8 protein-coding genes are annotated in these 13,050 nt (G+C 68.9%); all 8 read right to left on the bottom strand.

What is annotated here, in order from left to right:
- Positions 1-2: 2 nt before the first annotated feature.
- Positions 3-4,877: an NAD-glutamate dehydrogenase gene (locus NA11_RS00730; RefSeq protein WP_069159735.1), complete on the bottom strand. Its 4,875-nt coding sequence runs from the start codon at positions 4,875-4,877 to the stop codon at positions 3-5.
- 83 nt (positions 4,878-4,960) lie between these two features.
- Positions 4,961-5,644, bottom strand: coding sequence for a hypothetical protein (locus tag NA11_RS00725; protein WP_069159734.1), 684 nt, complete (start codon positions 5,642-5,644; stop codon positions 4,961-4,963).
- Positions 5,645-5,654: 10 nt separating this feature from the next.
- Positions 5,655-6,680 carry a hypothetical protein gene (locus NA11_RS00720; protein WP_069159733.1) on the bottom strand — a complete coding sequence of 342 codons (1,026 nt, stop codon included), beginning with the start codon at positions 6,678-6,680 and terminating at the stop codon, positions 5,655-5,657.
- Positions 6,681-6,746: 66 nt separating this feature from the next.
- Complete coding sequence (locus tag NA11_RS00715) at positions 6,747-7,121, bottom strand: helix-turn-helix domain-containing protein (RefSeq protein WP_084653852.1); 375 nt, start codon at positions 7,119-7,121, stop codon at positions 6,747-6,749.
- Between the two features lie 11 nt (positions 7,122-7,132).
- Positions 7,133-8,836: a type VII secretion protein EccE gene (gene eccE / locus NA11_RS00710; RefSeq protein WP_069159731.1), complete on the bottom strand. Its 1,704-nt coding sequence runs from the start codon at positions 8,834-8,836 to the stop codon at positions 7,133-7,135.
- Positions 8,833-10,188 carry a type VII secretion-associated serine protease mycosin gene (gene mycP / locus NA11_RS00705; RefSeq protein ID WP_069159730.1) on the bottom strand — a complete coding sequence of 452 codons (1,356 nt, stop codon included), beginning with the start codon at positions 10,186-10,188 and terminating at the stop codon, positions 8,833-8,835. The genes eccE and mycP overlap by 4 nt, the downstream gene beginning before the upstream one ends.
- Complete coding sequence (gene eccD / locus NA11_RS00700; RefSeq protein WP_069159729.1) at positions 10,188-11,699, bottom strand: type VII secretion integral membrane protein EccD; 1,512 nt, start codon at positions 11,697-11,699, stop codon at positions 10,188-10,190. Before eccD ends, mycP begins: the two co-directional genes overlap by 1 nt.
- A complete protein-coding gene (locus NA11_RS00695) occupies positions 11,696-13,042 on the bottom strand; it encodes a MinD/ParA family ATP-binding protein (RefSeq protein WP_084653850.1) in 1,347 nt (448 codons plus the stop codon). The genes eccD and NA11_RS00695 overlap by 4 nt, the downstream gene beginning before the upstream one ends.
- Positions 13,043-13,050 lie beyond the last annotated feature (8 nt).

Genomic DNA, 13,050 nt, shown 5'->3' with positions numbered 1-13,050 from the left:
TCCTAGTCCACCATCGCGGCGGCCACCGTGGCTTCGCCACCGCTCGCCATGCCGCGCACCTGCCGTGCCGCGACCGAGAGCGTCGCGAGATCGTGCGTGCCCACCGAGACGATCTGCTCCAGTGACGCGCGGGCGCGCGCGAGCCTGGCCCGATTGGTCGACTCCCAGTACGCGATCTTCTCCGCCGCGCTCTCCTTCGCGTCCGACACCGCCAGCACGTCGAGCGTCAGCGCGCGCAACGAGCTGTACAGATCGTCCCGCAGGGCGAGCCTGGCCAGCGTCTGCCAGCGATCGACCCGCTCGAGATCGCTGACCGCGGTGAGCAACGGCTCGATCGCCAGATGCTCGTCGAGTGCGTAATAGAGGACCATCACCTCGCCTTGGTCGCGGTCGGCCAGGTCGGCGAGATCGAGCACGTCGAGCAGCGGGTACCGATAGATCAGCAGGAAGACCTCTTCGGCCAGCTCACGCGGCGCACCGCCCTCGACGACGCTGTGCGAGCGCCGGACCATGTCGAGCGCGATGGGCGCCGACCACGACGGCACCTTGCCCGACAGCTCGCGGACACCGGCCCGATAGCGCGCGATGTCCGCGCCGATCGCGATGGGCTGCGGCCGATTCGCCAGCAGCCAGCGCGAAGCGCGGTCGAGCGTGCGCTTGGCCTCCAGCTCGAGTTCGTCACGCACCGAGGTCGGCATGGGGCCCGTGCGAATGCGATGCCACAGCGAGTGCAGGTCGAAGATCTCGGACGCGGTCACGAAGGCGCGCACCGCGTCATCGGTGCTCGCCCCCACCTCTTCGGCGAGGCGGAAGGCGTAGGTGATGCCGCCGTTGTCGACCATGTCGTTGATCACCATGGTCGCGATGATCTCGCGGCGCAGCGGATGCTTGCCGATCGTGGCGCGGAAGCGTTGCCGCAGCGGCGTCGGGAAATACGAGAGCAGCCTGCCGGCGAAGGCCGGGCTGTCGAGCAGCTCGCCGGCCAGCAGGTCGGCCTTGAGGGTGAGTTTGACGTGCGCGAGCAGCGTCGACAGTTCCGGCGAGGTGAGCCCGTGACCGCGCGTCGCGCGCTGCGCCAATTCCACGTCCGAGGGCAGCGCCTCCAGCTCCCGGTCCAGGCCGCGGCGGGTCTCCAGCTCGGCGATCAGCCTGCCGTACACGCCGACCATGGGCGCGGCGTTGGCCCGCGCCACCCCGAGCACGATGTTCTGCGAGATGTTGTCGCGCAGCACGAGTTCGGCGACCTCCTCGGTCATCTCGCCGAGCAGCGCGTCCCGCTCTTCGGCGGCGAGCTCGCCGCACGAGACCGCGGCGTCGAGCACGACCTTGATGTTGACCTCGTGATCAGAGCAGTCGACGCCCGCCGAGTTGTCCACCGCGTCGGTGTTGCATTTCCCGCCCGACGCGCAGAACTCGATCCGGCCGAGCTCGGTGATCCCCAGGTTGCCGCCCTCGCCGATCGCCTTGACCCGCACCCGGTTCGCGTCGACCCGCACCGCGTCGTTGGACTTGTCTCCGACGTCGGCATGCGTTTCTGCGCCCGACTTGATGTAGGTGCCGATCCCGCCGTTCCAGAGCAGGTCGGCCGGTGCGAGGAGGATCGCCTTGATCATCTCGGGCGGGGCGAGCGAGGTCACCGCCGCACCGAGGCCGAGCGCGGCACGGACTTCAGGGGTGACCGGAATCGCCTTGGCGGACCGGTCGTACACGCCACCGCCCGCGCTGATCAGCGCGGTGTCGTAGTCGGCCCACGACGAACGGGGCAGCGCGAACATCCGGGTGCGTTCCAGGAATGACTGCGCCGCATCAGGATTCGGATCCAAGAAGATGTGCCGATGGTCGAAGGCGGCGAGCAGGCGAATGTGTTCGGACAACAGCATCCCGTTGCCGAAGACATCGCCGGACATGTCGCCGACACCGACGACGGTGAAATCCTGGGTCGCGACGTCGAGATCCTGTTCGGCGAAATGCCGCCGCACGCTCTCCCATGCTCCCTTGGCGGTGATGCCCATCGCCTTGTGGTCGTAGCCCACCGAACCGCCGGAGGCAAAGGCGTCGCCGAGCCAGAAACCATACTCCCCGGCGACTTCGTTGGCGATATCGGAGAAGCTGGCCGTGCCCTTGTCGGCGGCGACGACGAGATAGGTGTCGTCGCCGTCGTGGCGCACCACCCGGTCCGGCGCGAGCACCGCGCCCGTGCCGTACTCGATGTTGTCGGTGAGGTCGAGCAGACCGCGAATGAAGGTGCGGTAGCAGGCAATTCCCTCGGCCTGTGCGGCCTCCCGGTCCGCGGCCGGATCACCGGTCGGCGCCGGCGGCTGCTTGACCACGAAGCCGCCCTTCGCGCCGACCGGCACGATCACCGCGTTCTTGACCGCCTGCGCCTTGACCAGACCCAAGACCTCGGTGCGGAAGTCCTCCAACCGGTCCGACCAGCGCAGCCCGCCGCGCGCCACCGAACCGAAGCGCAGGTGCACGCCTGCCACCCGGGGCGAGCACACGAAGATCTCGAATCGTGGCCTCGGCTTGGGCAATTCGGCGATCGCGGCGGGGTCGAGCTTGAACGACAGGTACTCCAGCGGATTTCCGGCCGCGTCGCGGCGGTAGTAGTTGGTGCGCAAGGTTGCGGTGATCAGTCCGAGCAGCGCCCGCAGGATCCGGTCGGCGTCCAACCCGACCACCGCATCGATCTCGGCGCGCAGCCTGGCCGCGATCATCGCAGCCCGGTCGGCGGCGGCAGCCGTGTCACCGTCGGGATCGAAACGGGCATCGAACAATTCGGTGAACATCCGCGCCAGCCTCGGGTAGGCGAGCAGCACCCTGGTGATGTTGCCGAACGAGTAGGCGAAACCGGCTTGCTGCAAGTATTGCGCGTAGGCACGCAGCACCGCGATCGGCCGCCAGGCCAGGCCGGCCCGCAGCACCAGCTCGTTGAGACCGTCGATCTCGACCCAGTCCTGCCACATAGCGCCGACGGCCGCCGAAATGCGCTGGTGCACAATGCTGTCGGCGAGCTCGTCGGCACCGGCCTGATCGGCGGACGATGGTCTGTCCAGCGTGGTGCGCGCGGGTCCTTGCGGCACCCGCAGGCCGAAATCGTAGATCCACCGCGGTGTTCCGCCCCGCAGTGCGACGGCATAGGGTCGCTCATCGATCACCTCGACGCCGAGACTCTGCAGCATCGGCATCACCCGGCTCAGCGAGATCCCCGTGCCCGCGACATACAGGGCGAATCGCCACTCCCCTGCCGGTGCGTCGGGTTGCCGGTACAGATAGGTGTCGATGTCGTCGTCACCGAGCCGGTCGAGTCGGCGCAGATCGGCGAGTGCCCGCGCCGGATCGTGATCCTGTTGATAGGCAGCGGGATACGCGGCGGCGTAGTCCTGCAACACGGCGGGCTCGACGGTCGCGGCGGCCACCGCGACGAAGCGATCCACCCACGTTCTGGTCGCGGCGAAGATCAGCTCCTGGACCCGCTGCCGGTTCGCGTCGGAGATGTCGGCCCTCGGCCCCGCGACCATCCGATGTACCGTGAAATACGCGATCGCCAAATCGGATTCGGTGACCCGCGCCGAATAGACGACGCGCTGACCATCGAACTCCGCCTGCAGGATGTCCTGGATCCGCCGCCGCACCTCGCTCGAATAGCGGTCGCGCGGCAAGTAGACCAGGCAGTAGAGGGTAGTGCCACGCGCACCGGGCCGCAGAAACAGGCGAACCTGCCGACGGGCGCCGAGATTCGTTACCGCGGAGACGGTGTCGAAAAGGCGACGCGCATCGGCGGTGAACAATTCGGCGCGCGGGTAGGACTGCAGGATTTCCAACAGTGCCTGACCGGAAAAGGAATTCAGCTCATAACCCGCCCAGTCGATCACCTGGCGCACTCGCCGGGAAATGACCGGAATATCGAGCACGTTCTCGTGCAGCCCGGTCACCGTGAAGGTGCCGAGAAACACGTGCTCCCCCACGATCGGTCGCTCCGGCTCACCATCGGGGCCCGCCGCGGCGGGGCCGTAGTCGGCGACACCGATCAGATAGACCTCGCGCGATCCGGGAAGCGTGGAATCGACCGAACCGTTGGCGATCCGCACCGGTGGTCCGTCGAGCCGGAACATCGAGAGCTCGGCATCGTCGCCGCCGGGCTCGCGCAGGACACCAAGACCGGTGCCGTCCGCCGGCCGCACCTCGGGGATTACCACCGAAGCGCCTGCACGGAAACGGTATCCGTGATAGCCGAGAACAGTGAAGTTGCCGTCGGCCAACCAGGCGAGCAGGGCCGCGTACTCCGGGTCGAGCGGATCGGCCAGCGACCGCAGGGTGGCCATCATCGCCGGGGTGTCGTCGGTCACCTGCCGCAGCTCGGCGAGCACCCTGGGCAGTTCCCGTTCGATCCGTTCGACCAGCTGCTCGTCGTCGGCCGCGCCGAGCTGGACATGAATCCAGGACTCCGCGAACCACGGCTCAGCGCCCGCATCGTTGGTCGCCGCGCCGTCGGCACGCCGAGCAGCTATCGCCCGCAGCCGACCGCCGCCGTCGCGGGTGACATCGAAGATCGGATGCGCCACCTCGGTCACGGTCGCGCCGAGTTGCCGCAGCGCCTCGGTGACCGAATCGACCAGCAGTGGCATGTCGTCGTTCACGATCTGAACCGTCGGCCCGAGCCCGTCCTCGCCGTTCGCGCGATACACCCGGCTCAGCGCCGTGCCGCTGCGCCGGACCGAGCCGAGTTCCAGGTGGGTGCGGACGATGTGCTCGACCCGCTCGGTGATCGCCGACGCGGGCGGGTCGGAGGTGGTCCAGCGAAAGTACGCGGCTTCCAGATCGGTCGGATCGTCGTGGAATCGCCGGAACGGGCGCGTAGGCCGAGTGGTTGTCACTGTGTTTCCCTACCTTCGAGATTCGCCGCCCGGACCACACGCCGCTTGGACACTTACTTAATGTAACACTATTTAGCGGTACGTTATGGGCGTCCTGTGGTACCTAGTCCGGTGCGGGCGAGAAAAGTCTGTGCGGCCGCGCGGCCGGTAAATGCCTCGGTTTCCAAGCGGAACCCCGTGCGCTGATCGGCGAACCACACGGTCGAGGTCGGCCCGATCGCGGCGAAGACCGGGCCGTCCGCCACGGTGACGCCGCCTGCCGTCCGCCACTGACCGAGCGTCTGCATCAGCCGATCCGGTGGCAGCACAGCCATGGTGAAGGCCAACGGCCGCCCGCCCGCGATACCCCCGAGCAGCAACGGATCGTTAGCCCCGATGACGCACTTGGTTGTTCTGGTCGCCCCGTCCGGCTGCTCGCACTGCGCTGCGGTCCGCAGCGCGACGGGCAACGACCTGGACGGGTCGGCCGGGGCAAGCGACAACGTCGGCAGTGAGCACGCGCGAATACCGAAGAACCCCAGCACCGCGAGCACGGCGAAGCCGACGATCCCGAGCCGCCACGGAATATGTTTGGCGACAGTCTTTTCCACGCCCTTGACGACATTCGCCGCGCCTGCCACGGCGGCCTCGGCCGTGCCGGTCACCAGCGGTCCCGTCGCGGCGGCCAGCAGCTTCTCGGCCGCCTTCAGCGGTCCGCCGCAGTGCGTGCACCTGGACTCGGCACCGGTGTTGCGGTGCGAGCAGTACTGACAGACCAGGTGCGACATGGGCGGCCTGCTAACGTCCGGTGATCATGATCGAGGAGATGGCGACGGTGTTGACGGTCGGATCACCCTTCGAGGCGAGGACCGTCAGCACGATCTGCGACGCGCGCACCGGCGGGTCCAGCTTCGTGACGACCAGCGTGCGCTGATCGAGGGTCTGCTGGGTGTAGGTGGTGGTCTTCGGATCGGCGAACTGATACGAAACCCGGCTCACCGTACGGTATTTGGACCATTTGTCGACGCCGTCCGCGCTGACGCTGTCCCAGCCGGGCACGATGCCGATCGAATCGATCAGGTATTCCTTGTCCAGCTCGATCGTCAGCACCTGACCATCGATCTTGAACGCGCGCTCGCACGACCAGGCCTTCCCCTGCTGCCCGCCGAACGCGTCCATGCCCGGCGTGCTGCCTGCCGGACAGCGCGACACCGCGGACTTGACCTGGATGAGCGAACTCGCGGCGCCCGACGTCGGCGGCGCTGAGGTCACCGGCGCCGCCGACGGCGTGACGACCGGCAACTGCGCGGCGTCCTGTTTCTCCTTGCCGCCACTGGTCGCGAGCACGATGACGAGCAGCAGCGCGAGCACGCCGGCTACCGCCAGCATGACCTTCGGCTTCCGCAGCTGGGTGAGTAGCCGCTGCGCCGACGCCTGAGTCGAGCCGAGGCGGCTCGCCTCCTGCTGCTGCGGTTGCTGGGGCGGCTGCGGCTGCGGCGTGGTGGTCCGGCTCGCCGCGACGGGATCAGGATCCGAGGCGAAGTCCGGCTCGAACGGCGCGCCGGGAGGAGCACCGTTGAGCAGCGCGATGATCCGATCGCTTGCCCTCGGCTCGCCACCAGGCCGTTGCCGCATCGGCGGCGGTGGCGCCATCGGCTCGGTGCTCGGCCCCTCGGTCGGCACGGGATCCGGGGTACTCGCGGCCTCCGGTTCGGTGGGCGCGGACTCCGTCGGCGCCGGTGCCTCCGCGGGCTCGGTCAACAGAGCTTCGAGGACCGCGCCGCGATGACGGAGAAAGATGTCCCCCTGGTCCTGCTCTGACATACCCCGGATCGTACGAGGATCCGAACGCGCGGCGTTGCCGCCGATTCCCACCGACGGGAACAGCGGTCAGCGCGCCCAGCTGTCCGTGTTCCGCTCCGAGACTGTCACGAAATACTCTGGCGGAACATCGAATACGCGCGCCAACGCGATGATCAGATCGAGCCGGGGAATCGCCTCACCGTTGATGAGCCGATATAAGCCGGACTGCGACACCGGGACATCGGGATAGGCGAGCTCGAGGTGCTGCGCGAGCGAATACAGCGTCAGCGAGCGCGCGGAACCGTCCTCGGTCGACACGACCGACTCGGCGATCAGCTCGGCGAGGCGCTGGGAAAAGATCGCCGCGGCGGCTTGCCTCGGCGTCTGTTCTTCGTCGCCGCCCTGGTGTTCGGCGACGTCGCCTGCACCCGACTGGGGGTCCAATGACACAGTGGTAGACATTACCTATCCCTTCAGCTCGCGCGATGCCCGCCGGACGGCAATCCGGTCCGCGGTGGCCCTGCGCCGTTGGAGCCTTGCTGCTCTGCCGCGCCGTAATAGCGCGTCTCGCCCCAAGGCTCGATCAGATTCACCCGTACCGTCCGCATCGGGATACTGACATCGACGGTCGTCGCGTTGACCTGGTCGATCGCCAGATCCACCGAGCGCTGGCGCGGACCGCCCGGATCACTGATGGTGACGGTGGTCTGGGCGCCGGAGGCGTGCGGCGGCAGATTGTCGAACACCGTGATCGTCGCCGGCGTCGGTTCCTGCTCCGCGGCGCCGGTGCTCGGGTCGACGGCCATCCGCAGCGAATTCGGATCCCCGACCGCGGCGACCAGCTGCGACCAGCGTTGCGGCCGCGTCGAGTGCACCTCGACGTCCGCGCCGACGACCATGGCGCGCAAGACGAGTTGCTGCGCCACCGGCAGCATGGCGTGCACGTCGATGGTGCGCCGCCGCGGGTTGTAGCGCGCGGGATCGAACAGCGGCAAGGCCAGGGTGTGTCGTGGCTGTCCGCTGATGGCGCCGAGGATCTGGCCGTTGGGTCCGATCGCGACCGTGAGGTCGGCGCAGAGTTCGTCCCACGGCAGTTCCTTGCGTGGGCGGCGGAAGGGCAGCGCGTGTGCCGTTGCGCCCGAGGGCAGGGTGGCCAGCAGCGCGGTGGATTGCCGCCCGGTCAGCAGCCGTAGATAGTCGGGTGGTTCGGTGGTCACTTGCGGGCCGACGTAGCGGGCGATGGCGCGTGGCTCGGCGGTCGCACCGGTCAGGCTCACCACCAACGTGGTCCGGCCGCGATGCCAGGACCAGCACTCGTCGAGTCCGGCGCCGTCGAGCCGGGACCAATCGATCTGGAAGCTCGTCACGAAACGGCCCGGCGCCGAGGATTCCAGGCAGCTCCACTTCTCCCGCAGATCGGACAGTTCCACGCCGACGTGCAGCATCCGGCTCGCCTCGAGCAACGCGGCCGCGGGCAGTGCGTGTGCGGCGATGCCGCGCTCGCGCAGCCTGCCCGCGATGCGGTGCGCCGCAGTGGCCAGCGCCTTGGGCGCCATCTGCTCGACCGGTCCTCGGCGGCTCAACGCGGTGAGGTTGCGCTCCTGATCGAGCCGGACCACCAGCCAGGTCAGGCGGTGCCCGACCACCGGATGCGCACCGATCAGCTGGTCGTAGAGCATGCTGTAGCTGCCGGTCGGCCGGACCCGCTGGCCGGTCGTCACGACATCGATGTCGACGGCGAGGCCGTAGTGGTCGAGCATCGGCAGCAACGCCGCGATCGGGATCGTGTCCTCGGTGTACACGCTGGTCTCGGCGATCACCGTCGGCAGGTCGAGGTTGGGCGCGAGCTGGATCATCGCGACCAACGTGGTGCCAGCGGTCTTGATACCGCATGTCCCCGCCGCGACGTCGACGTCGCCGACCTGCGCCGCGTCCGTGCGCGCGGCGGCCCGTGCGGTGCGGCCGAATCGGTACTCGATCCAGTCGAGCAGCCAGCGGGCGCCGGTGCGGCTGTTGACCTGGACGATGACCACCGTCAACAACCCTCCGACCAGCACCGCGGCGACCCACCACGGCGTACGCGCCCACACTCCGGACAGCACGAGGCTGCCGCCCACCACGATCGCGGCGACGGGTCCCCGTTCGATCGCAGCGCTCTCGATCTTCGGCAGCTTCACCGGCGCCTCCGGAGGACCGCGCTGCCGTAGCTCGCGCCGAGACCGAGCAGCACGGCACTGCAGATGACCACCGTCGCGGTCAGCGGTGGCCGAATGTCTTTGGCGCGCGGCGGTTCCGGCATCGTCAGCACGCCGGCGCCGGCCAAGCCCGCCGGCGGCTGCGGCGGCGTGCGATAGCCGAGGGCGGCGACGGGATCGATCACCCCGGCGCCGACGACGTTGTCGATGCCGCGTGCAGGCGCGTGCGCGCTGCTCGTCAGGCGGGCACTGATCTCAGCCGCGGTTTCGCTGGGAAAACGCGAACGCAGCAGTGCCGCAACGCCGCTGACGTAGGCCGCGGCGAAGGACGCGCCGCCGACCGGCACCAGTTTGCCCGGCTCGCCGACGCCGTTGATCAGGCCGCCGCCACCGGGGCCGAGCGATTCGATGCCGGTACCGGGCGCGGCCACCGAAACCCATGGCCCAGTCAACGATTCCGGCATCGGGGTGCCGTTCGCGGTGGTGAAGCCGACGGTCAGCACCGCGGGGGCGAACCATCCAGGCGTGACAACGGTTTTGACGTCGCGCCAGTTGCGTGGGTCATCCGGCCGGGTCGGGTCGATCCCCGGATTCTGTTCGCACCCTTGGCCGCCGGTGTTCCCCGCGCCCGCGACGATCAGGGCGCCGCGCACATGCACGGCATAGCCGATCGCCGCGGACAGCATCGACTGATCGATGCCTGCGCCCGCGGGCACGCAGATCGGCAGCGAGGCCGTGATCACCCCGGCGCCGAGGTTGGCGGCGTGCGTGATGGCACGGGCCAGCGCCCGGATATCGAAGGCGAGCCGCTGGTTTTCGTCCGAGATCGGCTGTTCGAGAGAGAACGCACCCGAGCGGAAGCGGATCGACAGAATTCTGGCGTCCGGCGCGACGCCGGTGAAGCCGTCCGCGGGATCGGCACTCGCGCCGATGATGCCTGCGACGAGCGTCCCGTGCGCATCGCAATCGGACAGTCCATCGCCACCCGCAGTGACGTAGTCACCGCCGCCGACGAGATCGCGCAGTCGCGGATTCGCGCTCACCCCGGTATCGATCACTGCGACGGTGACCCCGCCGCCGCGGCTCAACGATCTGGCTTGGGCCAGATCGAGCGCCAGTTCGGGAGGTGGCGTGCGGGACAGGTCGCTGTCGGGCAGCACACCGGTCGCCACGCAGGCCTTGTCTTGTTTCGTCGGGGCCTCCGGTCCTGGCGCAGCGTCGGGCGGCGGCGCGCCGACCACTACCTCTGGCGGCACGACCGCCGCCGCGGGCGCGGCTCCTACCGCGAGCACCGTGCCCGCCAGTGCCGTCGCGACCGCGCGGCCAATGCTCATCAGATCGCCCGCATCGCGGTGTACACGCCCATGATCCACAGGGAGATGATCGGAACAACAAGGATGAAAAGGTATTCGATCAAATCGGTCACCCGCCGGGTGACCGGCGAGAGCCGCTTGCCGGGCAACGTCACCGCCGCGACGCAGCCCAGGCCTGCCACCAGCGCGACAACGAAGACGACGACCAGTCGGGCGAGCGGGCTCGTGTACACACCGACCAGCACAGCGGCCGTGCCGACCACGGTGAGCGCAGCGGCCGAGACCAACGCGATCGCCTGCACGCGATCCGGATGCCAGCGCGCCCGCATCGCGAGTAGACCGGTGACCGCGCTCGACAGCACGATCTCCCGGATACCGCCTGGCCCAGCGGCCGCGGCAGCGACGGTGGCGACCGAAAGCACGGTGGCGATCGCGGCGATCAGACCGCGCAGGCTCGTTACCGCAAGCCTGGCGCGGCTCTCGATGCTGCCGCCGACGCGCTCCTGCTCGCCGTCGTCGGGCCGCTCGGCGCCGGATTCGGCGTCGAAGATATCGGTGAGCGTGGTCGGTGCGACCTCGGTGCCTGGGTCGGGCAGATCCGGCGGGCGGATCCGCGCGATCACCACCGCGAGCCTGGCCGCGCTCGTCAGCAGCACCAGCGCGACGAGCACGGCGGCACCGGCCACCTGACGCACCGAAACATTCAGATAGGTCAAGGGAATCGCGGCGGCGGCCGCCAGCGCGCCGAGCACGGTGATCGCCATCAACGTGGCGATGCCGAGCCCGGTCACCCGCATCATGACGGCGGCGGCGATCGCGGCGACCACCGCGCCTGCCGCCAGGTTCGCCGCGGCGAACGGGCCTGGCACATCGTAGGCGGGCGGCACCAGCATCGCGCCGCCCGCGAAAAGCAGCGGAATCGAGGCCACCGTCAGGCCGAGACAGATCCGGCCCTCGGCCGCGCGGCGCCGCGCAACGACGGCCGCGACCAGGCAGACCATGCCGAAGGACAGCGCGGGCAGCGCACACCACAGCACCGAGCCGGTCATGGTCCACGACCAGGACAGCAGCACCGCGATCGCGACCGCGCCGACGGCCAACGCGGTCAACCCGGTGATCGCCGCGGTGGTGTCGTCGTACTCGGCGAATTCGCGTTCGTTGATCAGCGCGAGCGCATCGGTGATGTCCTCGACGACCGGCGTGAAAACCTCTGCGGAGGCCACGGTGGACAACATCAGCACAGTGCCGTCGGTGACGTCGTGATCGGCCAGGCTTCGCCACCGCGGCATCGGCGATTCGCCGGGTCGCGCCAGGCTCCACTGCCCGCTCGGCGGGGTGAAGTCGACGTCCTCGTCCTCGATGACCCGGGAAAGCACGGCCAGCAGATCATCGATGAAGGTCTCGATGGTGAATCGCGTCGGCACCACGACATCGACCTGATAGGTGGACACCATGACGGCGATCCGCGCCCGCGCCACCTCCGCCGATGCCTGGGGTGCCGGGGTCGGGGTCGGCGCGATGGCGGTGCTCATGCCCACCCTCCGCGGTCATTGCCCCCCGCAAGATAGGCGGGAAACCCGTCGGCCAAGCCCGCGGCGAGTTCTTCGAAGGCAAGCATGGTTTCCTTGTCCAGTAGCCGGAGGTCGACCTCGCCGCCCTCGGCCAGATGGGGGTCGTAGGGCAGCAGGAAGGTCGGGCGCTGCGCGGAGGCGAAAAGCTTCTCGATCGCCTCGACCTCGACGATCGGTTTGCTCCGCTGCGGCTGCACGATCGCGACCGCCGAATTGGCGACCAGATGGTGCATACCGTGCGAGTTCAGCCAATTGAGGGTGGCCACAGCACCTTTCACGCCGCCGACGGTGGCAGGCGTGACGACCACCATCGCCGAACTCGACAGCAGCGCGGCGCCGGTCGCGGAATCCATCAGGCCGGTGCCGCAGTCGACGAGCATCAAGTTGTAGTGCTTGCGCAGAATGTCGACGGCGCTGCGGTACTCCTGCCCGGTCAGCGTCTCGTTGGCCTCGGTGGTCCACGGCGACGCGAGGGTGGCGAGGTCGGCCGAATTGACCGAGGCGAAGAATTGGACCGCGGAAAAGGCGTCCAGGTTCGACGACTGCACGAGATCGCGCAAGGTCAGGCCGTACTGGTGCGGTGCGGTGCGGGTCGGCAGATCGCCGAAGTCCGGATTGGCGTCGATCGCGATCACGCGATCCGGGCGCAGCGCGGCAAAGGTCGAGGCGAGTGCTGCCGTGGTGGTGGTCCGGCCGACGCCGCCCTTCACGCTCACCACCGCGATCTGATACGACGCGGTGAGCTGGCGGCGGATACGGGCGCGCCGGTCTTCGGTGCGTTGTTCGGCCGGGGAAAGGCCGAGATTGAAGCCGACCTTGTTGAGCGCTCCGCGCACTCCGGCGCTGGACTTCAGCTTGGCTCGGTTCGCGGCCGTGATCTCGGCGAGCAGATCCATCGAAGTCAGCGTGGCGGGCAAGACTTCGACGCCCGATGCGAGTTCGATCTCCTGGCCTTGGGTCCATACCTGAGGGCCGGACCTGGCGACCTGCTGTCCGGTCGTCGAATCGGGGGTGCTCGCGGCCCGCCACTGCTCGAAGGCCTGGTGCGGCTGCGGGGCCGCTTGTCGCGCAGCCGCGTTCGTACTCGGCGGGGTCGGGTCTGCCGACTGCGCGGGCTGCACCTCTGGCGCAATGGCCGGATCGCCCTGTGGTGGTTGCCCGATCACGGGAGCGCCCGCGTCACGGGCGAATCCCGGCGTCGGCGCTTGGTTCTGGGAACTCTCGTCCGAGGAGAAGTAGGCGTCATAACCACTGCGCGACGGCGCGGATTCGACCGCATGCCCATTCGTGCCCTGTCGGCTCATTTGGTCGT

Origin of the sequence: Nocardia altamirensis NBRC 108246, assembly GCF_001612685.1 — a bacterium.
GTDB classification, from domain to species: Bacteria; Actinomycetota; Actinomycetes; order Mycobacteriales; family Mycobacteriaceae; genus Nocardia; species Nocardia altamirensis.
The sequence above is the reverse complement of the archived record's forward strand: the minus strand, read 5'-3'. Positions and strand labels throughout refer to the sequence as shown.

Excerpts from the sequence above, each read along its gene's own strand:
- eccD (WP_069159729.1), bottom strand. The coding sequence starts at position 11,699 with ATGAGCACCGCCATCGCGCCGACCCCGACCCCGGCACCCCAGGCATCG.
- NA11_RS00715 (WP_084653852.1), bottom strand. The coding sequence starts at position 7,121 with ATGTCTACCACTGTGTCATTGGACCCCCAGTCGGGTGCAGGCGACGTC.
- NA11_RS00725 (WP_069159734.1), bottom strand. The coding sequence starts at position 5,644 with ATGTCGCACCTGGTCTGTCAGTACTGCTCGCACCGCAACACCGGTGCC.
- NA11_RS00720 (WP_069159733.1), bottom strand. The coding sequence starts at position 6,680 with ATGTCAGAGCAGGACCAGGGGGACATCTTTCTCCGTCATCGCGGCGCG.
- NA11_RS00695 (WP_084653850.1), bottom strand. The coding sequence starts at position 13,042 with ATGAGCCGACAGGGCACGAATGGGCATGCGGTCGAATCCGCGCCGTCG.
- mycP (WP_069159730.1), bottom strand. The coding sequence starts at position 10,188 with ATGAGCATTGGCCGCGCGGTCGCGACGGCACTGGCGGGCACGGTGCTC.